At 66.3% G+C, this 21,134-nt stretch carries 21 protein-coding genes; 3 read left to right on the forward strand and 18 right to left on the reverse strand.

The genetic code is table 11. The features are described 5' to 3' along the window. Positions 1–14: 14 nt before the first annotated feature. The 9 genes from ACT86A_RS20565 to ACT86A_RS20605 all read right to left on the reverse strand — a co-directional run bounded on the left by ACT86A_RS20565 (position 15) and on the right by ACT86A_RS20605 (position 9,219). Positions 15–689 carry a DUF8020 domain-containing protein gene (locus ACT86A_RS20565; protein ID WP_445093793.1) on the reverse strand — a complete coding sequence of 225 codons (675 nt, stop codon included), beginning with the start codon at positions 687–689 and terminating at the stop codon, positions 15–17. A gap of 365 nt (positions 690–1,054) precedes the next feature. Continuing rightward, on the reverse strand, positions 1,055–1,792 hold the full coding sequence (locus tag ACT86A_RS20570) for an energy-coupling factor transporter transmembrane component T family protein (RefSeq protein ID WP_445093794.1): 738 nt from the start codon (positions 1,790–1,792) through the stop codon (positions 1,055–1,057). A 67-nt stretch (positions 1,793–1,859) separates the two neighbouring features. Beyond that, entirely contained in the window at positions 1,860–3,977 is a 2,118-nt protein-coding gene (locus tag ACT86A_RS20575; protein WP_445093795.1) for an ABC transporter ATP-binding protein, read from the reverse strand. A gap of 72 nt (positions 3,978–4,049) precedes the next feature. Beyond that, the gene (locus ACT86A_RS20580) at positions 4,050–5,516 is read right to left on the reverse strand and encodes a flavin-containing monooxygenase (protein ID WP_445093796.1); all 1,467 of its coding nucleotides are present in this window, start codon (positions 5,514–5,516) and stop codon (positions 4,050–4,052) included. Between the two features lie 80 nt (positions 5,517–5,596). After that, positions 5,597–6,301 (reverse strand): phosphodiesterase, encoded by a 705-nt coding sequence (locus tag ACT86A_RS20585; protein ID WP_445093797.1) that lies wholly within the window; start codon positions 6,299–6,301, stop codon positions 5,597–5,599. 68 nt (positions 6,302–6,369) lie between these two features. Continuing rightward, positions 6,370–7,149, reverse strand: a complete 780-nt coding sequence (locus ACT86A_RS20590; RefSeq protein WP_445093798.1) for a metallophosphoesterase — start codon at positions 7,147–7,149, stop codon at positions 6,370–6,372. A gap of 270 nt (positions 7,150–7,419) precedes the next feature. After that, the gene (locus tag ACT86A_RS20595; RefSeq protein WP_445093799.1) at positions 7,420–8,187 is read right to left on the reverse strand and encodes an RluA family pseudouridine synthase; all 768 of its coding nucleotides are present in this window, start codon (positions 8,185–8,187) and stop codon (positions 7,420–7,422) included. A gap of 46 nt (positions 8,188–8,233) precedes the next feature. After that, positions 8,234–8,863 carry a TetR/AcrR family transcriptional regulator gene (locus ACT86A_RS20600; protein ID WP_445093800.1) on the reverse strand — a complete coding sequence of 210 codons (630 nt, stop codon included), beginning with the start codon at positions 8,861–8,863 and terminating at the stop codon, positions 8,234–8,236. Continuing rightward, entirely contained in the window at positions 8,863–9,219 is a 357-nt protein-coding gene (locus tag ACT86A_RS20605; protein WP_445093801.1) for an SPW repeat domain-containing protein, read from the reverse strand. The genes ACT86A_RS20600 and ACT86A_RS20605 overlap by 1 nt, the downstream gene beginning before the upstream one ends. Before the next feature lie 217 nt (positions 9,220–9,436). Between ACT86A_RS20605 and ACT86A_RS20610 the strand changes: the two genes are divergently transcribed. Beyond that, the gene (locus ACT86A_RS20610) at positions 9,437–10,633 is read left to right on the forward strand and encodes an NAD(P)/FAD-dependent oxidoreductase (RefSeq protein ID WP_445093802.1); all 1,197 of its coding nucleotides are present in this window, start codon (positions 9,437–9,439) and stop codon (positions 10,631–10,633) included. 670 nt (positions 10,634–11,303) lie between these two features. Here the strand turns inward: ACT86A_RS20610 and ACT86A_RS20615 are convergent. The 8 genes from ACT86A_RS20615 to ACT86A_RS20650 form a co-directional block, all read right to left on the reverse strand. Further along, entirely contained in the window at positions 11,304–12,446 is a 1,143-nt protein-coding gene (locus tag ACT86A_RS20615; protein WP_445093803.1) for a hypothetical protein, read from the reverse strand. Continuing rightward, the gene (locus ACT86A_RS20620) at positions 12,443–13,318 is read right to left on the reverse strand and encodes a glycosyltransferase family 2 protein (protein ID WP_445093804.1); all 876 of its coding nucleotides are present in this window, start codon (positions 13,316–13,318) and stop codon (positions 12,443–12,445) included. The genes ACT86A_RS20615 and ACT86A_RS20620 overlap by 4 nt, the downstream gene beginning before the upstream one ends. Continuing rightward, a complete protein-coding gene (locus ACT86A_RS20625) occupies positions 13,315–13,908 on the reverse strand; it encodes a dCTP deaminase (RefSeq protein ID WP_445093805.1) in 594 nt (197 codons plus the stop codon). Before ACT86A_RS20625 ends, ACT86A_RS20620 begins: the two co-directional genes overlap by 4 nt. Beyond that, positions 13,902–14,459: a hypothetical protein gene (locus tag ACT86A_RS20630; RefSeq protein WP_445093806.1), complete on the reverse strand. Its 558-nt coding sequence runs from the start codon at positions 14,457–14,459 to the stop codon at positions 13,902–13,904. The genes ACT86A_RS20625 and ACT86A_RS20630 overlap by 7 nt, the downstream gene beginning before the upstream one ends. Beyond that, on the reverse strand, positions 14,456–16,879 hold the full coding sequence (locus ACT86A_RS20635; protein ID WP_445093807.1) for a dCTP deaminase: 2,424 nt from the start codon (positions 16,877–16,879) through the stop codon (positions 14,456–14,458). The genes ACT86A_RS20630 and ACT86A_RS20635 overlap by 4 nt, the downstream gene beginning before the upstream one ends. Then, positions 16,876–17,508, reverse strand: coding sequence for an aspartyl/asparaginyl beta-hydroxylase domain-containing protein (locus ACT86A_RS20640; RefSeq protein WP_445093808.1), 633 nt, complete (start codon positions 17,506–17,508; stop codon positions 16,876–16,878). Before ACT86A_RS20640 ends, ACT86A_RS20635 begins: the two co-directional genes overlap by 4 nt. Before the next feature lie 186 nt (positions 17,509–17,694). After that, complete coding sequence (locus ACT86A_RS20645; RefSeq protein WP_445093809.1) at positions 17,695–17,871, reverse strand: hypothetical protein; 177 nt, start codon at positions 17,869–17,871, stop codon at positions 17,695–17,697. Between the two features lie 41 nt (positions 17,872–17,912). Continuing rightward, the gene (locus tag ACT86A_RS20650; protein WP_445093810.1) at positions 17,913–18,392 is read right to left on the reverse strand and encodes a DNA-directed RNA polymerase subunit beta; all 480 of its coding nucleotides are present in this window, start codon (positions 18,390–18,392) and stop codon (positions 17,913–17,915) included. A gap of 521 nt (positions 18,393–18,913) precedes the next feature. Between ACT86A_RS20650 and ACT86A_RS20655 the strand changes: the two genes are divergently transcribed. Then, on the forward strand, positions 18,914–19,078 hold the full coding sequence (locus tag ACT86A_RS20655; protein ID WP_445093811.1) for a hypothetical protein: 165 nt from the start codon (positions 18,914–18,916) through the stop codon (positions 19,076–19,078). Beyond that, positions 19,071–19,808, forward strand: coding sequence for an HAD family hydrolase (locus tag ACT86A_RS20660; RefSeq protein ID WP_445093812.1), 738 nt, complete (start codon positions 19,071–19,073; stop codon positions 19,806–19,808). The genes ACT86A_RS20655 and ACT86A_RS20660 overlap by 8 nt, the downstream gene beginning before the upstream one ends. On the opposite strand, the gene ACT86A_RS20665 is transcribed toward ACT86A_RS20660, so the two are convergent. Continuing rightward, positions 19,805–21,127 (reverse strand): NsdA family TPR-like regulatory protein, encoded by a 1,323-nt coding sequence (locus ACT86A_RS20665; RefSeq protein ID WP_508104367.1) that lies wholly within the window; start codon positions 21,125–21,127, stop codon positions 19,805–19,807. The two genes, ACT86A_RS20660 and ACT86A_RS20665, sit on opposite strands and share 4 nt — an antisense overlap. Positions 21,128–21,134 lie beyond the last annotated feature (7 nt).

Raw genomic sequence — 21,134 nt, forward strand, 5'->3', positions numbered from 1 at the left:
GGCCCCGGCGCGGATCAGTTCTGCGGACGGCCGGTAGCGTCCGTCCACTTGGTCGTGCCCGGTGCGGCATTGAGGGTGCTGAGCAGGTCGATCCCCGCGACGATCAAGGTCGGTCCACCGGCGACGATGGTGCCGATGACGGCGCCGACGCCCGCACCCGTGATGACGCTGGCGACCACGGTGGGACCGCCGACGATTCCGGTGAGCCCGACCAGCGCGCCGATGACTGTGCCGATGAACCCGCCGACCGCGGTGGCGATGCCGAATTGCGAAAGGAACGACTGCATGGCGAGCTGGTTCTCCGACGGCGAGGCGATCGGCGTGGCGACCGGGTGCGCCTGTGCCGCGTCCTTGACGACCGTCAACTCCAGCACCCGGCCGTCGTCGCGCACGGCGTACGGCATCGGGTACTCGAGCCCGTCCTGACGAAATGTGAGTGGCAAAGTGAGCGCGACGTTTCCGGCTTCGTCTTTGATGCCGACGGCGTCGCCGTGCACGTCGAACGTGCCTGCGGTGAGCGTCGTGACGATCCGGTTCTCGATCAGGTGCGCCTCGTATCCGATATTCGGCACCGGCGGCGTGGCAGGTTCCGCGTGCGCGGCGCCCGCACCTACCGTGAGCGCCGCGACGAGGGGCACAACTGCGGAGGCGACTTTCCGGAGAATCATTCCCTGGTTTCCAATCTTCATCAGGTCTGCAGCATTTGAGAACGCGGCACGCACCGGGATTCTTTCCCCCATCGGCGCGTACATCCGTGATGTGATTCAGGAGACAGCTACTTCCGGGTGATACTGTACTGCGGCCAGAGGGGTTTGGATCACCAATTGAGCGGGTAATCTTTTCTCTTCGGCGCTTGTGATGGGTTATAGCTCATGGCTATTCGAATGTCGCGGTGTTTTGCCCAGCACCGGTCGGGCCGCTCTGGCACAGCGGAGTCGTCTCGGTGGCCCGTGCTATCGGCCTGGTCCGCGGCGGATCGGCGGACGTCGGCTCCACAAAATTTCGCCAGGATGGGATCGGGCTAGCAATCAGTTGGCAGCCGGCATTGACCAGCTCAGACCAGCAGGTGCCCGGCGACTGCGCCGAGGCAGGCTGCGACGACCACGACCAGGGCGAAGGCATCGCGACGGCCCGGCGAGCCCGGATCGGCGGTGAGCTGTCCGGTCCCGCCACGTGCGGTGATCGCCTCGCCGAGCTCACCGGCGCGGCGGGTGGAAACCGCCATGGCCGCGGTGAGGATATCGATCAGGGGGTTGTCGGCGGCGCGATAGAGGAGGTTGTCTTTGGGGCGCAGGCGACGGGCTGCGCGCAGGACCCGGATTTCCTCGATGAGCAGGGGAAGGCCGCGCAGGGTCAGCGCGACGACGACGGCCCATTCGTCCACCGGCACCCGAAGTTTGCGTAATGGCGCGCCCAATTTGGCCAGCGCGGGTGCGATCTCACTCATCGGCGTGGTCCACGCGATGACGAACGAGGCGGCTACCAGAATCAAGCCGAACGCCAGAACCTGCGCATAACGCAGTACCGCCGCGCCGCCGACCGGCACGTTGATCAGGGCTCCGACCGCGAGCAGCGCCCAGAACCACCACGGCAGCCGTGGCAGTGTGCCCAGCGGCAACCGGGCGACCACGCCGACGAAGAGCAGGAAGACGATCATGATGCCGAGCACCGGCCAGGACGGCAGGAACATCAGCAACAGGCTGATCAGGAAAACCCCGATCATCTTGGTGCCCGCCCACAGTCGGTGCACCGGACTGTCGACGGGGACCTGGCGCAGCAGCACAGTGCTCATGCCATCGCCTCCCCGGTGCTCCGCTCGATCATGACTACCGGGATATCCGGGTCGATTGTCAACTCGCTCATCGGGGATCTCCGTGTTCGAGGCGCCATGCCGTATCGCCGGGCGGGCGCAAGGCGGTGGACCGGGAATCGGCGGTTGCGCCGCTCGGGATGGCATCCCGCGCGGACTCGGTCGCCAGAATGCGTCCCGCCTGCAGCCGTACCGTACGGTCGCAGACCGCTGCCATGTCGGCGACATCGTGCGAGATGACGATCAGTGTCAGTCCGGAATCACGAAGCCGCGCAAGTAGTTCCACGATATCGGCCCGCCCCTCCGGGTCGAGCCCGGCAAGCGGCTCGTCGAGCACGACCACCTGGGGATGGCTGGCTACGATAGCCGCGAGCACCACCCGTTTCGCTTGGCCGCCACTGAGTTCCTCGATGGAGCGGGCAGCCAGCGACCGGTCCAGCCCCACCGCGTCCAGCGCTCGACCGACCGCGCCGGAACCGGTCGCCCGTCCGCCCCAGTCCGCGATCTCGGCGCCGACGGTCTGTTTCTGCAACTGCAGGCGGGAGTGCTGGAATGCCAGCGCGACCTGTCCGGTCTGCTTGGTGATCGGCTTCCCGAACAGTCCACAACGACCGGAACTCGGCTCGATCAGCCCGGCCATTATCCAGGCGAGGGTGGATTTGCCCGATCCGTTGCCGCCGACGACCAGCAGCGCTTCGCCGCGCCGAACCGAGAGGTCGACACCGTGCAGGGCAGCCGCTTCCCATGGCGTCGCGTGGTTGTAGGTGTGCCGTACGTCGCGCAGCTCGAGGATCGGCTCGCCGATCGGCCTGCGCCGCGCGTCGCGTACCGGGCGTGGCCACGCGGGCAGGTGCGCCACCGAGCGGCCCGCAGCCAAGTGGACGACCCGGTCGGCCGCGGTGGCGTCGGCTTCGTGATGGGTGACCAGCACGACGGCCATCGGGTGTCGCTTCGGCAGTGCCGCGAGCAACTCCACGAGCTCACGGCGCCCCTCGGGGTCGATCATCGAGGTCGCCTCGTCCGCGATCAGCAGCGCGGGCCGGCGGGCCAGCGCCGCGGCGACCGCCAGGCGCTGTTGCTGCCCTCCGGACAGCGTGGCGGTCTCCGTGGCGCCCTTTCCGCCGAGCCCGACTTCGCCGAGCAAGCCCGCCACGTCCACGTCGGCGGCGAGTTCGGGAGGCAACCCCCACACCACGTCGTCGGCGACGAGAACGCCCAAGGTCTGGCTTTCCGGCCGCTGCATCACCAGCGCCGTTCCACCCAGGCGCCCGAGCCCGGCCGCACCTGGGCGCTGCACCGATCCCGCAGTGGGCGCGAGCCCGGCGAGCAATCGCGTCAACGTCGACTTGCCCGATCCGTTGTGACCGACCACGGCGACGAACTCGCCGACGTCGATGGTCAGGTCGATGTCGCGCAGGGCGTCGTGGGTAGCGCCGGGATAGCGGAATCCGGCGCCGCGCAGCGTGACCGGTAGCGGTGCGATGGGCCGGTCGTCGTACGGCGCGTCGAGCCGGTCTCGTCCGGGCAGCCACGCGAGCCGGTCCAGCACCGAACCGAGCACGTACCAGGAGAACACCCCGGTGGCGACCATCCCGAACGCGACACCGCCGCCGACCCACACCCACCACCAGCGCAGCACCGAGTCGGCCAGATCGGCCGCGGCCTGCCCGAGCGGTTCCAGCTGCGGCTGCCGCGCCGCGAGCTCCTGGAGGCCGTGTGCGGCGTTGCGGATGTTGTCGAACAGCAGGTCGCGCGTCGCCGAGAGCAGCAGCAGCGATCCGACCGCGAACGCCGCCCAGACCAGGCCGGTCAGCAGCGCGAGGCCGAACACCGCGACGACACCGCCGCCGCGCCGCTTCACCGTGCCGATGATGCCGCCGATCGTCGCCGAGGCGACCAATCCGGTCGCGGTCACCACACCGGCCGCGACAAAGGTGACCAGCGTCGCCGCGATGGTCGCGGTGATCAGCGCGCGCAGCCGGTAGCGGTGCGCGATCAGTCCCATGGGCACAGCGGCGACCAGTTGCAGCGCGGCCGCGAACGGAATCACCGATCCGATGGTGACCAAGCCGACGGTGGCCCCGCCGAGTACGGCGCCGGTGGCCAACTCGATCGGGCGCAATGGTCCCCGTTCAGCTGGTTCGCCCGCATGGGCCAGTCCACTCACAGCACAAGTCTGCCAGCCGGCGCGCGGGACAAGGCCGCGTCGAGTTCGCCCGCTTCGGCGGTGCGCGGTTGATCAGGAGGCCGGAATGAGGGTGTAGTGCGCGGGGTCGAGGTGGCGGATGCGGCGGCGGTAGCTGGTCTGCGTCCCGGGCCAGTTGTTGGTGATGCGGCCCGCGGAATTGCGGTACCAACTCGCACAGAAGTTCCACGGCGTGCGGGCGAGGCGTTGCTGGAGGGTGGTGTTGTAGTGCTGCTCCAGATCCGCGCGCACATCGAGGCACTGGCCGGGGTGCTCGGCGAGCAGTTGGACGGCCTCGCGGATGTAGCGGGTCTGCGACTCGATCATGTAGATGATGGAGCCGGTGCCGAGATTGGTGTTCGGGCCGTAGACCAGGAACAAGTTGGGGAAAGCCGGCACCGTGATGCCGTAGTAGGCATGTGCGCCGTCGGCCCAGGCGTCGGCGAGTTCGCGGCCGGCGCGACCACGGATCCGCATCGGCCAGAGGAACTCGGTGCCCTTGAAGCCGGTGCCGTAGATGATCACGTCCACCTCGTGCACCGTCCCGTCGGCGGTGCGCAATCCAGCCGGGACGATCTCGGTGATCGACCTGGTCTCCACCTGAACGTTCGATCGGGTGAGCGCCGGGTAGTAGTCGTTGGAGAACAGGACACGCTTACAGCCGATCGGGTAGTCGGGAGTCAGTTTGTTGCGCAGGAATGGGTCGTCGACTTGTCGGGCCAGGTGCTGGCCGGCGACGCGGGCCGCGAACCGGGTGATCGCCGGCACCTCGACCAGCCCGAGCGAGAGAAATTCGGTGATCGACCACCAGCCGAACCGTTCGACCAGCAGCGCCCCCGGCACGCGGGCGAACAGGTTGTGCTGGACCGGCGTGTAATTCGTATCGAATTTCGGGACCACCCAGGCCGGCGTGCGTTGGAACACGGTCAGGTGAGCGACCCGCGGCTGAATTTCCGGAATGAACTGAATGGCGCTGGCCCCGGTGCCGATGCAGGCTACGCGTTTGCCGGTGAGATCGACCGCATGGTCCCACTCGGCCGAATGGAACGACGGGCCCGCGAAGGTGTCGGTGCCCGGGATAGCGGGAACAGCCGGGCGAGACAGCTGGCCGACCGCCGAAATCAGCACGTCGACGGTCCGGGTGCGCCCGTCCGCGGCACGGACCGTCCACTGGCCGGCGGCCTCGTCGAACTCCGCGTCGGTCACGGTGGTGTCGAAGTGGATCGCTTCGAGCACGCCGCGCCGCTCGGCGACGCCGCGCAGATAGTCGTGGATGGCGGTCTGCCCCGAGTATCGTTGCGGCCAGTCCGGCTTGGGTTCGAACGAGTACGAGTACAGGGGAGACGGCACATCGCAGGCCGCACCGGGGTAGGTGTTCGCCCGCCACACGCCACCGAGGTCGGCCGCGCGCTCCACAATGGTGATGTCATCGAAACCACAGCGGCGTAATTCGATCGCCATACCGATGCCGCCGAAGCCGGCGCCGATGATCAGGATTGATGGCCGATCGTTCGCTGTCATTCGGCATCAGCCTCCTTACTCCGACCGCGGCTATCTCCACTGTAGGAGTTCGACGCTGCCTGCATCGGTTATCGCGCGGCCTATCGTCGCGAACGCGCCGCGCTGTGCTGAACCCCTTCGCCACGGCCGCTCCGGCTCCCGATGTAGGCCAGTTCGCGGATCCTTCCGACGGCTTTGGGGACCAGTTCCACCTCCGCCGGGCGATTGAGCATCGGATCGAAATAATCGGTACGGTGCTCGGCCGACTCGGCATGCCGCAGGGTGAGTTCGGCCAGCCGCGCTCGGGGCCCGCCCAGGCGGTCGGCCGTCAGGGTGAAGCCGACCACGTGCTCGTCCAGATGGGCGTCCATCGCCGCGAGCGAGGCCGAGGCGGGTTGGTCGCCGTCCGGCTCCGCGAACAACCAGGTCGGCGCCGAATTCCCGATCCGGTAGGGCATCAGGCAGCCGTAGCGAGCGCTGGCCCACCCCCGCGCGGGTGTGAACACCAGTCGGCCCAGCAATCCTCGGCCGGTGGTGGACAACGCGAAATCCCATGGTTCGTCATCGCGGTCGAGCACCCGGAACGCGAACCCGAGCACATCGGGTAGGGCACCTGGCAGGCCCGCTCCCTTGGACAACCGTGCGATCACCGCGCGCTCGCCGCTCCCGAAGAGCGGCTCGAACTCGGGTTCCGCGTGCAAACGGCCGGACAGATGCAGGCCGTTCGGATGGAACACCCGAGCATGCCGGATCCGCGCTCCGGTCGCGAACGCGCCTTTCACCATTGCGGCTGGTAGGTCGACCATGGCGGTGCCTCCGAGTAGACGTCCGTTGTGTCTCCCGATTGCCCCGGCACGAAGGGGGTAAACCGCGCTCAGCCCGGTTGGACGCCGATCCGGCCACCCATCGGGACCGTTCGGAAATGGGTGGTCAGGCGGTAATCATCATCGATGGCGTGCAGTGCGACCGCAGGGTCCGGCGCGTAGTCCATGACGTGGTCGGGCAGGTCGAGTTCCCATTCTCCGGCCAGTACCGAGGCGGTGCTCGGCGCCACCAGCAGCGGACGCCCGGCGAACATGGTCGTCGCAGCGCAATGCGCATGCCCCGCGAGCACGGCGACGATCCGCTCGTCGGCAGCAACCAGATCGGTGAGCCGCTGCGGGTCGTCGAGTGCGATCTCGTCGATGATCGGGCTGTGCAGACGCGCCGGCGGGTGGTGCAGTGCGAGCAGGATCGGCTTGGCGGTGGGCGACGCCGCGAGCACGTCGCGCAACCAGTCGTAGGTCTCGTCGCAGAGTCGTCCGCCCGCCGCACCGGGGACGCTCGAATCGAGCAGAACGATGGTGAGATCACCGATCCGATGGACGCGGTTGATCGGCCCGCCGGAGGTGGGCTCGCCGAGCAAAGCGGTGCGGAAGCCCTCGCGGTCGTCGTGGTTGCCCGGGATCGCGTACAGCGGGATCTCGGTCTCGAAGGCGAGCTTGGCCTCGGCGTATTGCTCGTACTTCCCGGAATCGGTGATGTCCCCGGTCACCAGAATGACATCGGGTCTGCGGCGTAAGTCGGCGAGGAATGCCAGCACCCGCTGTGCACGTTCGACGTTGCGGGTGCCGAGATCGAAATGGGTGTCGCTGACCTGAGCCACCAGGATCATCGGCATTCGCTTTCGCTAGGGTTCGCTGCATTGCGTCAGAAATGTGCCCACGTCGCATCCGCGGCACCTCAACAGGCTAGTTGACCTGCGTATTGCCCGTCGTCATGACGCTCGCCACCGCCGCGGCGTGCTCATCGCTTTGTGTCCGCAGTCACAGTGTCGGTTCCCGTCTCGGCCGGACTGCGACGCTCCGCATGGCGTTTCCCGCTCCGCCGCGGCGGCGAGGCGAAGCGGAGCGGCATCTCTGGCTTTCAGCCGCGTCGAGAGTCGCTACCGGATCGTGCGGAGCAGTTCGGCTGCGTCTACGAGGTGCGCCCGTTCGGCGGATCCGCCTGCGGGAAGCCAGAATTCGGCATCGGGCTCGGCGGTCAGCGTCAGGCGCGGCGGCGTCCGCCAGGAGGCGGTGAGGCCGAGATGCCAGGAGTGCAAGTAGGTTCGCTCGTGCTTGCCGGACCGGTCGAACAGGGGGTCGCCGACGATCGGATGTCCGGTCCAGGCCAGGTGGACGCGGATCTGATGGCGCCGCCCGGTGATCGGGCGCAGGGCGAGCACGGTGTGCGCTGGGGTGCGCAGGACGGTCGCGAAGTGCGTGAGCGACGGGTAGTGCTTGCCGCCGAGCAGATCGGCGTCATCGACGAACCACCGCCCCGCCGCATACTGGATGCGTTCGCGGGGCGCCGCGATCCGCACCCGGTTCTTCCGTCCCACGCTGAGCGGAAGATCGATCACGCCGGTGTCGGGAAGTCCGGTGGCGGCGACGACGGCCAGGTACGCCTTGTCAGCGGTCTGCTTGTTGAATTGCCTGGTCAGCTCGCCATGTGCGCGGAGCTCCTTCGCGAACAGGATCAGGCCGGAGGTCACTTTGTCGATCCGGTGCACCGGATACAGCGTCTCGCCCGCCGCGGCGGCCAGTTCGACGATGTCGGTGTCGTGGCGTTCACCGGTCACGGAGATCCCGGCCGGCTTGTGCAACGCGAGAATCGCGGCGTCCTCCTCGACCAGAGAACGTGCCCGCAGCTGCGACCAGTCCGTTTCCACCGGACGAGCATAGAAGGGATGACCCCGCACCACCTCTGCGGAGCCTTCAGCCCATGTGGGTCATGCCCGCCGCGACTACTCGGGCGATGTTGAGCACTTCGTCGGCGCTGGGTAGCGGGATGTTGTCGAGCGTGTGCAGCCGGTCGGTGCTGGCGATGGCGAACATCGCCGAGACCCACGCCGCCGCGCAGGCGCGCAGGGTGCCCGGTCGGACCGGGACCGGCGCGCTCGCTTGGAGCACCTTGGCGGTGAGGTCCAGCATCTGGTCGCGCAGGCGGCGCAGCTGGCGTCGCACGTCGGGATGGGTGTCGGCCTCCCGCCACATGATCACCCGCAGCACCGACGAATGATGGTCGCGCAAGTTCAACGCGGCATCCAGGTTGACCAGACTCGTCGCCGGATCGCCCGGCGCCACCACGGTGCCGATGTCGTCGATCGGCTGCGGGGGCACTCGCTCGGACATCAGCGTGGACAGAATCGAATCCTTGGTGGGGAAGTAGTAGAAGACGAGTCCCTTCGGAACGCCGGCCGCGGCGGCGATGGACGCCGTCGCGGTCGCGTCGAATCCCTGTGCCGCGAAAAGCTTTTCCGCGGCGTCGAGAATGAGCTGCCGGGCGTCACCGTCGACTTTCGCGCTACGGCGGCGCCCGGCGCGCCGGGTTTTCGGCATCTGCATCAGTGATGCGGAGCCATGTCGTGCAGACGTCCCGACACCATCGGCAGCGCCGCCACCGCGACCACCGCCGTTACCACCCCGACTACCCATGCGGTCCAGGATGCGGCCCGGTACGCGGTGAAGTCCATGACCCAGGGGGAAATGAACAGCAGTACGGCGCACAGGCCCATCGCATAGTCCGTCGCCGCCATCTCGGGGCGGGCCATCTGGGCGAGGCCGGTGAGGGCGATGAGGGCGCCGAGCACGATCAGCGACCACATGGCGTTGTTATTCGTGTCCACCCAGATGGGTGACAGAGCGGTGAAGACCCCGAGCGCGACAGCCAGGAAATCTTGCGCGCGGCTCTCGGTGAACATTGTGTGCCTCCTCGGGCTGTGGATTGTGTCCTAGTTCTCGGTATAGCCCTGATTGACCGCCCGATCAATATCTGTGCGGCTACGATTTCGCCGCTGCGACGGCCGGTTCCGGCGTGCTGGTCCGCACCCCATGGACACCAAGCAAAAGCTAGGGTGGCTGCGTGTTCGCCGACCGGCTCACCGCATCGTCGGCCGGTTGCAGGGAAGGGATAACCGCATGATTGCGCCGATCGTGATCGTCGGAGCAGGCCTGGCCGGTTTGCGCACCGCGGAGGAACTGCGCCGCGCGGGCTATGACGGTGAGCTGGTGCTCGTCGGTGACGAGGCGCGATTGCCCTACGATCGTCCACCGCTGTCCAAACAGTTCGTGCGTGGCGAAACAGACGACACAACGTTGCGGCCGAACGAGTTCTATGCCGAGAAACGCATCGGGGTCCGATTGGGCTGCGCGGCCATCGGGGTCGACACCGATGCGCGCCGTGTTCGCCTGGCCGACGGCAGTAGCCTGGACTACGACCAGCTGATCATCGCCACCGGCCTGCGTCCGCGTCGCTTGCCCGGTTTGCCGGATCTGCGGGGCGTGCACGTGTTGCGTGGCCACACCGACGCGGTCGCCCTGCGCGCCGATCTGGCCGACGCCGCGACCGCGCTGGTGGTCGGCGCGGGATTCATCGGCTGCGAGCTGGCCGCGAGCTTCCGTGCGAACGGTGTCGGCGCCGTTCTGGTCGAACCGCAGGCGACTCCGCTGGCCTCGGTACTCGGCGAAGTGGTGGGCGAACTGGTCGCACGGATGCACCGTGCGGAAGGGGTCGATCTACGCTGCGGCACCGGCCTGGACACACTCCACGGCGATGACGCGGGCCGCGTCCGCGGCGCGCGGCTATCCGATGGCACGGAGATCGCCGCCGACCTCGTCGTGCTCGGAGTCGGCTCGACACCGGTGACCGAGTGGCTGAGCGACTCCGCTATCCCACTCGCCGAGCCGTCGGCGGGTGGCGGCGTACTCGCCGACGAGGTCGGACGTACCTGCGTGGCCGGGGTGTGGGCGGTCGGTGACGTCGCAGCCTGGCTGCACGACAACGGCTTGCACAAGCGGGTCGAGCACTGGACCAGCGCAGGCGAACAGGCAAAACTGCTGGCCTGCGCCTTGCTCGGTGCCGCGCCGCCCACCGCTGCCCGCGTGCCGTACTTCTGGAGCGACCAGTACGACGTCAAGATCCAGGCCCTCGGCACCCCGAACGCCACCGACGACGTCCACCTCGTATCCGATAACGGCCGCAAATTCCTCGCGTACTACTCGCGGGCGGGCGCCGTCACCGGCGTCGTCGGCGCGGGCATGACCGCCCAGGTGATGAAGGCCCGCGCCGACATCGCCGCCGGGACCCCGATAACGGAGCTACTCACGCCGAGCTGATCCCTCGCTCGGTGCGCGATCGTCGCCCAGCGGTACACGGTCGGGTGCTGCGGATCGAAATATCCTTGCGAGGGCACGATACGGCGCGAGCGCGCCGGACGGCGCTGTCGACGACAGTGCGGCGAAGTCGGGCACCTGGTCATCCAGTGGTCGAGCCGGTCGAGTGCGGCGAGGTAGCGATCGCCCGCGCCGTAGGGTCGACGCCGTCGACGTGATCGATGATCCGGTCACGAACCACCTCGACCGCCCTTTCCGATCGAAATGTGGCTCGCAATTGCTGATTTCGTAAGCACATGGTAACTCCATGTACTCACATCGAAATAGTCTGCGATTGGTCTCGTTGTCAAGGGCGGACCGTACTGGATGTAGTTTGTTTCATTGGGCCGCTGAGCTGCGGATACATTGAATCCCATCTAATTTCGGCTGTGATATCGATTGCTAGCGTTGACGGGGGCGAGCGTCGTTGGTTGACGTCAGCCATTAAATGGCGGGTTTGATGACAAGCGGCTATGGCTAGCCAGCAACCACGCCGGCGGCCGAGCGGATCGCGCAAGGCATAAATGTGGATACCGAATCCGTGCTCCTCTGCCCCGCGCACGCGGGGATGGTCCGCCACAATCCCAACCACAGCAGCCCCCGTCGTTGGTGCTGAGCCAGACACTTGGAGCGTCTAGGCGTAGGTCACCGGAGCTACCAACGAGCGCAAATACGTGAACTTGGACAGGTATCCCGCCACGGCCGAGATCCGTTGTGCAGCTAGGTAGTCAGCCGCCCAGGTCTTGAGATCGTCCAGTTCGATGATGATCTCGGCGCGGCACTCGCGGGCTGTGCCACGGGATCGGAGATATTCGATCTCGAGCTGCTGTAATGCGTGGTGGGGTGTGGCGAATTCACATCGGTCGGCCATCACGGAGTAGATGTGTCCGGTAACCGTGCTCTCGACGTTGACGTCGAAACGCGTTCGGAGGAACTGACCCAGATAGTCAGTCCTGAGCCCGAGCCCGGTGAGGAATTCGCGCATCTGTGCTGTGGACGTCAATTCCTCGGGCACGGCCAGTTTCGACTCGAATCGTGCGAAGCCATCGGTCGCGAACTGATTGCGTTTGAGGATGTATCCGCCTGCCCTGCGGGGTATGAATGATGCGTAGCCTCGGTCATCTGTGGTGGGACCGGTGACTTCGAACATGTAGTTGTCGAACTGCCACATCTCGAAACTGTTCCCGAACTCGGGGCGCAGGTGCGCGAGGCGCCCGGACCCGATCTGGTCGGCGATCCTGCGGGTCAGGGCATAGATGTCGGCACTCTGGGGCAGGGTGAACTTGTGTTCGTACTCGATGCCGGGATCTTGGGTGAAGTACCAGCACTCGTGGCTACCGATTTCAGCGGAGAACTCCGGCAACCGCTCGATGATCTGAGCTAGCACCGTGGCGCTCGGCCTCTCGCCGGCAGTTTTGCCGAGGTCGGCCACATGATGAAACAGACCGGCATCGTCTGTGATTCGGGAAGGGAGGTACACCGCCCACCGCTGCTGATGTTCGGCGAGCAGGGCTAGCGGCATCACGGTGTGTTCGGCCGGTGCTGCCGGTTCTCGGGAACCGGCAGCGGGACTCACCAGAGCGGGCATTCCGTCTTCCGCGACCACATACGGATCGCCTGGCTCGCCGACCCGATGCCAGGCGATTGTCTCCGTTCTGGGGCCAGGCTCGGCGGCCACCGGGGCGAGCTGAAACACTGTGCAGTTCGTGCTGTTTGTGGTCGTCTGGTAACGCGCGGACCAGGGGCCGCTGAGCAGCCAGGTGTTGTTGCGCGTCATGGCTGTTGGTGCCGGTTGGTGATTCGGCGGATGGTGTTGAGCGCGACGAGGGCGGCCAGTCGCAAGCCGAGGAACGCGGTGGCAGCGGGCAGCAGGACACGTCGCCACCCGGTGCGGGTGCGCGCATAGAACAGGACTGCGCTGCGGTGATGGTGCCACAGGGAGCGGTTGCGTCGGAATCGGCTGGATTGGCCGCCGTGGTGGATAACCCAGGCAGGGCCGGACAGGACGGTGCGGTAACCCTCCTGGCGGAGACGCCACGCCAGGTCGGCGTCTTCGAGATACATCCAGTAGCGGGGATCGAAGCCGCGCACGTGCTCCCACAGGGGGCGGCGAATCATCAGGCAGCAGCCGGATACCCAGTCTACGATTTGGTCGGCGTCCGGGCGTCCTATCGCCGGTCCGAAGTAGTCGGTGCTGGCCGAGGTGTCGCCGGGCCGCAGGATGCTCATCAGGGCGTGTCGGGCGGCGACGGTGGTGGAGGGGAATCGGCGGCCGTTCGGGTACGGGTCTCCCTGCGGGGTAACGATCCGGGTGCCGACGACGCCGACGGTCTGGTCGGCGAGGGTGGCGACCATGGCTTCGAGGCACTTCGGGTCGCCCAGTTCGGCGTCGGGGTTGAGCAGGGCGACGTAGTCGCTGGTGGTTGCGGTCGCGGCCTGGTTGATCGCGGCTCCGAAGCCGATGTTGTGCGGGTTGGCGATCGGGGTGAGGCCGAGCTCGTGAGCGACGTCGAGGGTGCGGTCGGTCGAGGCGTTGTCGATGACGGTGATGGTCACCTCGGCGCTGGTCTGCGCTCGCACCGACGCGACAGCGGCGGGCAGGAGTTCGGCGCTGTTGTAGGTAAGGATGATGACGTCGATGCTGCTCATCGCGGGGTGGCCTCTCGCTGTTCGGTGCCGGTGATGTGCGGGCTGGACCCGGCGGACGGTATCACTGCCGGTGTCGGTGGGGGAGTTGCGATCAGCGAGCGCACCGGCCCGCGTGAATTGCGGTAGCGACCGCAATAGCGCAGTGGGCGACCCTGCATCGGCCAGAACGCGATCTTGCCGATGACCATCCCCGGGTACACCCGGACCGGATGGACGGCGCGGAGCTCTAATGTCCAAGCGATCACCGCGCCGCAGTGGCCCAGCGGTGCGGAGAGCTGAATCCGCAGGCCCAACGAGGACACCGACCGGCACGCGTGCAGAGTGGCGGCGTACCGGAGCCCGCCGACGGATTCTTCAGTTGCTCCGAGGTAGAGCACGCCCGGGGTGAGGACGACACCATCGCGCGGGATGACCGAACGGTGAACGCGTGCGTCTTGGTGCGGGTCGAGCACAGTCTCGTCGGGGTATCGCAGAAGCTGGTCACCCAGGCGGAAAGCGACGCTGTTCGCGCACACGAGCTGGTCGTCGAACGGTTCTATAACCAGGTCGCCGCGTTCACGCGCAGACCGGATCTCTGCGCCGGTCAGCACGACAGCACCTCATCGACTACCGCGGTGACCTGTAGCGCGAGTGCACGCAGATCGCTGTCGTTGGAGATCTCGAAGTCCACGCTCAGATCGTCTACACCCTCGGTGCTGGCGTCGGACAGAGTCAGAAATCCCCGCGCGGCCAGGCGTTCCTTGCGGACAACGGGGTCGGTGACGATCCGGATGGTGACCCAGCCTTGCTCACGCAGGCGAGGCAGGTCGTACTGATAGGAGCGCACATCATCGTTGACCACGACATCGGCATTGCTCGCGGCGACGCGGGCGAGGAAGTCACGAATCATGAAGTCCGGGTCTCGGAACCGCAGGCACCCGGCCAGGGCCTCCATGAGTTGCTGGTCCTGCTGGTCGACATCGAGGTCGCGGCCCATCCGGGCGTAGAACGCCTGCTGCAGGTCATACAGTGGCGCAGCGACTTTCACTACTGTACTGGTGAGGCCGCGGGCGTCGGCGGCGTGGCGGATCAGTGCCGACGTCGTCGACTTGCCGGTGCCTGAATGCCCAAGTAGGCACAGCCGGATCGGGGTGGTCGTCATGGTTTCCTCCTGTGGTCCAGGACGGTTCCGTGGTCGAGGGTGAGCAGGTCGCCGTCGCCAGCCCGGTGCACGACAGCGGGCAGGCGGCTTTCGCGAATGACGATGCCCAGGTGGCACAGGCGCGATCCGAGGTCGAAGACGAAACCGTCGACCAGGCCGACGAGAGCGGCCAAGACCGCGTATGGACGGCTGGCCGACACGATCACGGGGTCACCATTGGCGCGGACCTTGTTGATTCGTGCAACGAGGTCGGCCACAGCGCGGTGGCGGACGACGTCGACGGCTTCGCCGGTGACGCTGATCGCGGCTCCGATCGAGAGCTGTTGCAGCGCGTCGTCGTCGTGGGCGCGCACGACGCGGCCAGTGCACCGGCCGGGCCCGATCATGCTCGGAGCGGCATCGTTGTCGTGCGCACCGGTGCCGAGCACGGTGTGGTCGATGTAGAACAGAGTGTTCTCGCTGATCACCCACTCCACTGCGACCTGTCCGAGCATCGCGTCGAGGTCGTGGGTGAAGGTCGCGATCAGGGTGGCGGTCACGCTGCCGAACAGGTCGTGGAGCTGGGCGGAATCGAGTTCGGACGTTTCGGCGAAACCACGGTTCATCGCGAGTAGGCCATCGACCGATGTTTCGGCGATGAGTTCTCCGTTGCCCGCGCTGCGGGTGATGAGGGCTCGCTGCCCGGTCACGTAGTCACGTACCAACACGGTCAAGGGCTCGGCCGGCGGGGTCGCTGACCGTAACCGTTGCAGGTGATGGGGCAATTCGTCAGGTGCACAGACGATTTGCCGCTCGAACGCACTGACGTCGATGATCACCTGAGGCCGGGTTGTCGCGCGGTCGAGCAACCCGATTACTTCCTGGACCCAGCCGGGCTCCGGCTCGGGCGGGATATAGACCAGGAGTGCCTTGCCGCGGGTGATGCCGAGGTCGGCCGCGCGGCGCATGGCGGGTCCACGTTTGGTCATGAAGTGCGTGGCGGTGGGTGCGAGCGGTCCCAGTGGAATGTCGGGTGGGAGCGGTTGGTCGTAGAACGGGTGCACTGTTACCTCGTTGCGGATCGTTCGGTCCCTGGCCGCTGAGGTGTTGGGTCGTGCTTGCACCAGTGACAGGACGCCGTCGGCGAGCACCCATTCGACATCTACACCGGAGCAGCCCAGAACCTCGCCGGCCGAGTGCACAGCTTCGCTGATCGCCGCGCGAACCGTGTGGGGAAGCACTGCCACGTCGTCGGGAACGGCGACTCCGGCGGCGAGCGCGTCAGCGCGGCCTCCGATCGCTTCGATGTGCAGGTGGTCGGGGTCGTGAAGATCGAGACCGGTCATCGCGATTCCGGCAAAGTCGGGTTCGACCATTGCCTGCACGATCACTGCCATCCTCGGTGTCGGATCGAGGTCGCCGGCCCGTAGCCGAGCACTCACCGCAGTGAGCGAGTAATACGACCGCCACACGACAGCGACAGCGGCAGGGACGTCTTCGAGTGCTACGCCGAGCAGCGACTCGTAGGCGCCAGCGAACGACGCTGTCGCGGAATCCTCGCCGACAGCCGAGGATCGGACAGCGAATCGCGTGCCCTCGGGAAAGCAGACCTGCAATCGGGTGGCCAGCAATTCGCCCGCAGTCCGGCTCATCCGCACCTCGCGCAGGACATCTGCCACCCGAGTGACATGACTGTTCACGTCGGCACCGACGGTGACTTCGAGGTCGGTGAATGCTGCTGCGAGGGCATCGCTCGTGGTCGAGGGCATCGCTTCCTCGAACTCACCGACCGGGACCGCGACCAAGGTCGGCACCGGTACTCGTTCGGCGAGTTCGACCAAGCGCGCACACTTCGCGCCTACCAGCGCGGCGTTTATCCCGGGATCGCCGATGCTGGGGAAGCGGCGTCGACCGAGGTCGTGTGCCAGCCCGACCCATGCCTTGCTGGTCTGAGGCCCCTGTGAGTGTTGGTATTTGCCTTTATAGCAGGCGATTTCACCGACTGGCGTCCACCACATCATCTGCCCGATCTCCATTCCGGCGTATACGCGAACGGGTTGGGTGGCGACGAGTTGCAGGGTCCACTGGCCTTCGAAACCGATGTCGCCCAGGCCCGATGACAGGTGGATCGACAGTCCTAGCCGGGCGATGCTCGACCGGGCGGCGAACGTCGGAGCGAACCCGGTCCCGCCGAGAATCTCGGCGGTGGTCGCGAGGTAGAGCTGGCCGGGTTGCAGGATCAGCCCGTTGGTGGGGATCGTGATGTCGGTGCTCGGGTTGTCGAGGCGGGAGTCCAGAACGGGCACGGTGTAGGCCCGCACGCGGGGGTCGAGGGTGAAGTTGTAGCTGTTCGGGTTGAGCCGCTCGGGTTCGAAGGGCTCGATCGTGATCGCCCCAGCTTCGCGCTGGCGTTGGATCTCGGCTCCAGTGAGGATCGTCATCGCCGGCTCCCGGGCGCGAGCAGAATCGAGTGGTGCAGGCGTTCGGTGTCGGCGACCGACATCAGCAGGTGCACCCGGTCGACGGTGCCAGCGTTGAATGCCGTGTGTCGGGTCCGAGTGTCGAACACTCGCAGCCTGCCGTCGGCGGGGATGTGGTGGCCGTGGCCGTCGGGTCCGACCAGGTAGGCGTCCGGATCGGTGTGGATGGCCAGGTGCGCGCGTTTGGTGGCGTCAGCGTGCATTCTGTAGACCGTGCCCGGTGTCATGATCATCAGCCGCATTCGGCCGATCGGCATGAGTGCGGAGACGGCCCGATGTACCACTGCGAAGTAGGTATCGCTGAACATCGGGTTGAGACAGGAGAATTCGCGCTCGAGGTAACCCATGATCCCGCCAGGGGTGAACTGGCTGACCAGTCCGTCGGCGAGTAGATCCTCGGCGTGGGGACGGTGCGTCATGGGTATGCATCGGAGTGGTTCGCCGTTGCGTTCGGTGTTCATCGGCGCGACGAGGTCGAGCACGTCGTTGTATGCCTGCCGCAGCAGAGATACGTCGAAAATTGCGTCGGTGGGGCCGTTATAGAACTGTTCCGCGCCGGTTTCATCGGGTCGGTTAGTGGGCAATGTCATCAATTTGCTTCTCCTGACACGCATAGTGGTACGGGCGAAATGCGGGGCCGATGTCGAGCCGCTCGGCTTCCGATCCCTTGCTAGCGGGGTAGTTGTCCGATGGCGGTGCAGGCGCTTAGATCCCAGGGCGCGGGGTATAGAGGCCGGAGTGCGTCGCGGGCAGTCGGAATGCGCACGGTGCGCGGGTCACGGCACCAGGTAGAGGCGTTCGTTGGGCAGGCGGGGCAGCCCGGCACAGTGGCCGGGGTATACGGCGACGGTTCCGGGGCGGCGGTCGGCCACGTCGCAGACGAACACCAGCGCGGCGGTCAGGCATGCGGCGAAATCCATCCGCACACTGGAAATCAGGACCGAGAGACGCACGTCGGGTTCGTACGGGCACGGTGACCGCCTACCGCAGTTGTTCATCGCCCGGTCTGGCCCGATAGGCAGGCTCGCGCGCATTCGATCACCACCGCGCCGGACGGGCGGAACACCCCAGTCGCCGGGGATATCCAGGTGCGCACCATCAGTGGGTCCGACACCGGGGACGGCAGTGCGATATCGCCGTCGCGGATCACCACCACCCGCGCCCGCCACAGTTGCGCTATTACAGCGGGGGCACCGATGGGTCGCATATCGGCTCGCACCAGGAAGGTCCACATGTCGGCGCGGGGGTGACCGATGATCGACAACGGCGCGACTCCACGTATGTCGAGGCTGGTTTTCACCCGTCTTGCCAGCTCAGTCGGCATCATCACCGCCCCGACCAGCCCGGCCTGCATCGTGATCCGTCCGGTAGCCGGATCGACCACGGTCGGCAGGGAGCAGATGCGGCGGTAGAACTCGCAGCGTGTCCGGGGGGTTTCGTAGTACGTCTGGGCAGGTGGGCTGGTCTGCGTCATCCGAGCTCCCCAGGAAACCCGGTGACAATGCCGGGCCCGGTGGCGATCGGGGCGGATTCGGCAGGTGCTGTTCGAAGCCACCCAGCTTCCGTCATCGCCTCGAGGGACTTCACGAGATCGGGCAGAGAATGGTCGAACGTGTGGGGTACCTCGACATCGGTGAGGGGACTGACCGAGGGGCTTCCGTCGCCGGGTTGGTCATGCCTCGCCGCGGACGGGTGCGAGTTCAGCTCGTTGAGATCTCTCATGCGCGGGCCTCCCTGATAACGCTTCCAACAAACGAGGAGAAGCCGTCCGGTGGCACTACTTGCCACGGCTTCCCCGAAACGGGCTTTCTGGTGAAAATCGTGGCCTGCCAGCGGTATCGGAAGGAACCGCGCGGTGGTGGCCTGGCGTGGGCGTACCGTAGGTAGGTATTTCCCAGTTCAGGAGCTGGAAGTAGGGGCCGCATGATATGAGGGCGGGATTGGACCGGCTTCGAAGCCGCCGCGCTCCAAAAGGCGAATGTTCAGACGGTCGGGATGCTGCACTTGCAGGCATCGTTGGCGACAGCGGCCACCGGCGGCGATCCCCGCGATCACCTGGAACATGCGGCCGAGTACGCCGCACGGCTCGACCGTCCCTACGAGAATCCGCTGTCGCTGCGGCACCTGGCACTATCTGCAAGGATCGGTGAGCATGGCTGAGGTACAGGCAGGACTGATCGTCTGGGATGTCGACGGCACACTGATCCCCGCGGACTTGCGTTGGCTACAGCGAGCCGTGGCTCGCACTTACGCCATCGAGGAGTCTGCGGTCGTTTTCCCCGCTTCGCGTGTGCACGGCTACACCGATGAGTCCATCGTGGTTGATACGGCCATCGCCTCTGGAGTCACCAGCGAAGCCGCCGAAGAAGGCTTCAGCCGCTACGCCGACGTACTGATGGAGGTCATGGTGGAGGGCGAGGCGGAACTGGCCCGCGCCCAGCCTGCATATCCGGGTGCGGCTCACACGATCGCCACCTTGGCAGAGCATGGGTACGTACAGACCGCACTCACCGGAAACCTGCGGGTCTCGGCTGAATTCAAGCTGGCGGTTGCGGGCCTCGAGTCACACCTGGACCTCGACGTCGGCGCGTTCGGCTCAGACGCGCGGGAGCGATTCGACCTGCCTGCGTTCGTCGCCGACCGGTTTCAGGCGAAGTACGGACACCCGATCGATCCTGCACGAACCGTCATTATCGGCGATGCGCCGAACGATATCGCTACCGCTCGACACGCTGGATTCGCGGTCGTTGCCGTCGCTCACAGGTTGACTCCCGAAGAGCTGTCACGGCACTCGCCAGATGCGATCGTGAACGAGCTCGACTCGGACAAGGTGTTGGAAGCCGTCCGTTCAGCGCAGGCTATCCAGGCAGCTGTGCGGATCGAACATTAGGCGGTGATGCTGCGTACCCGCTCCATCAAGGCGAGGACCGGCCGTTCATTCTGCCAGGGGGCGATCCTCTCGATGGCTCGTTGTGCGCGTTCGATTCCGCGCTGGTTACCCATGGTCGCCAGCGCTTCGTAGGTCTGGCCGAGAACGGTGCAGCCTTCTTCGAGCTCGCCCGATAGCGAGTAGGCGCTGGCGAGGTCTACGCGGGCGGCCAGGGCGACGTTGGGGCTGTCCATCTCGGGCGAACTCAATGCCTTATTCAGCGCAGTAATTGCGCGCTTCGGCTCGCCGAGAAGAAGTTGGCACGTGCCGACATAGACCTGGATGCGAGTGGAGTTCCAGTCGCTGAACAGTCCGGAACGGTCGTTCTCATCGATGTCCTCGGCGGCGCGTTGTGCCCGAGTCAGTGCTTCCTCGCATTCGTCCCGCAGGTCGAGCACTGCATAGGCTTGCGCTTGTTCGGCGCCGATCCGTGCTCGCGCGGCAGGCGGCAGGAAGGCGGAGAGGCCGGCCGCCTCCTTGAGTATCCGGAGACCGATGACGACGTCACCATCCGAACTGATCAACGTTGCAGCATCCGACCGAAGGTTGCTCTCGAAGATGCGCGCGATCCCGCCCATCGTCTTGTCCTGGAGTTGGTCGGCGAGCTTTCGGGCGAACGCGCAATGTGTTAGTGCCATCGGCCGGTCACCGATGGCACTCCACACCCTGCTCGCTACGACGGATGTCTCGCCCAGCAGTGCCCCGGCCCGCTGCTTGATGCGATCGTTGGTCGCAGACCGGAACAACGAGGCGACAGCGTCTCGATGGGCTTCTATCGGGCCGATCAGCGCATCGGGTGCGATTCTTTGGCGCTGGCCTGCCAGTAGATCGGTGACGGCGGCATAGCTACCGAGCGAACCTTCCGACGCTGCTCGCGATCGCATCAGCGACGAGGCCGTGCTGCCCTCCAACACATCGACCGTTCCCCGATCGCTCGCCACTGGCAGATAGCTGCATATTGGCGTGGCGGTGAGGGCCGTACCCGATGGTTTGGGGGACCCGCGCGAGGTCGCGGAACGGCGGCTTCTCCATGCGGCCTCGCCTTCTGCAACGATGTGTTCGAACCGCGCTCTGTCGTCGGGGGTAGCACGTTGTGCGTAGGTGGTATCCAGGATCGCTTGTGTTGCAGGCCGGAGTGTCACAGAGCTCAGCCGCGAACGCCAGTTGTTGATCGTTGTCGTCTCGACACCCAGCAGATCGGCGAACTCTCGTATCGACCTGCGCATCGCCTCCTGAAGCGCAACCGCCTCGAAGCCGGTCCATTCCCGCCCTCGTATCACCGCCGCC

The organism is Nocardia glycosmidis (assembly GCF_052545115.1).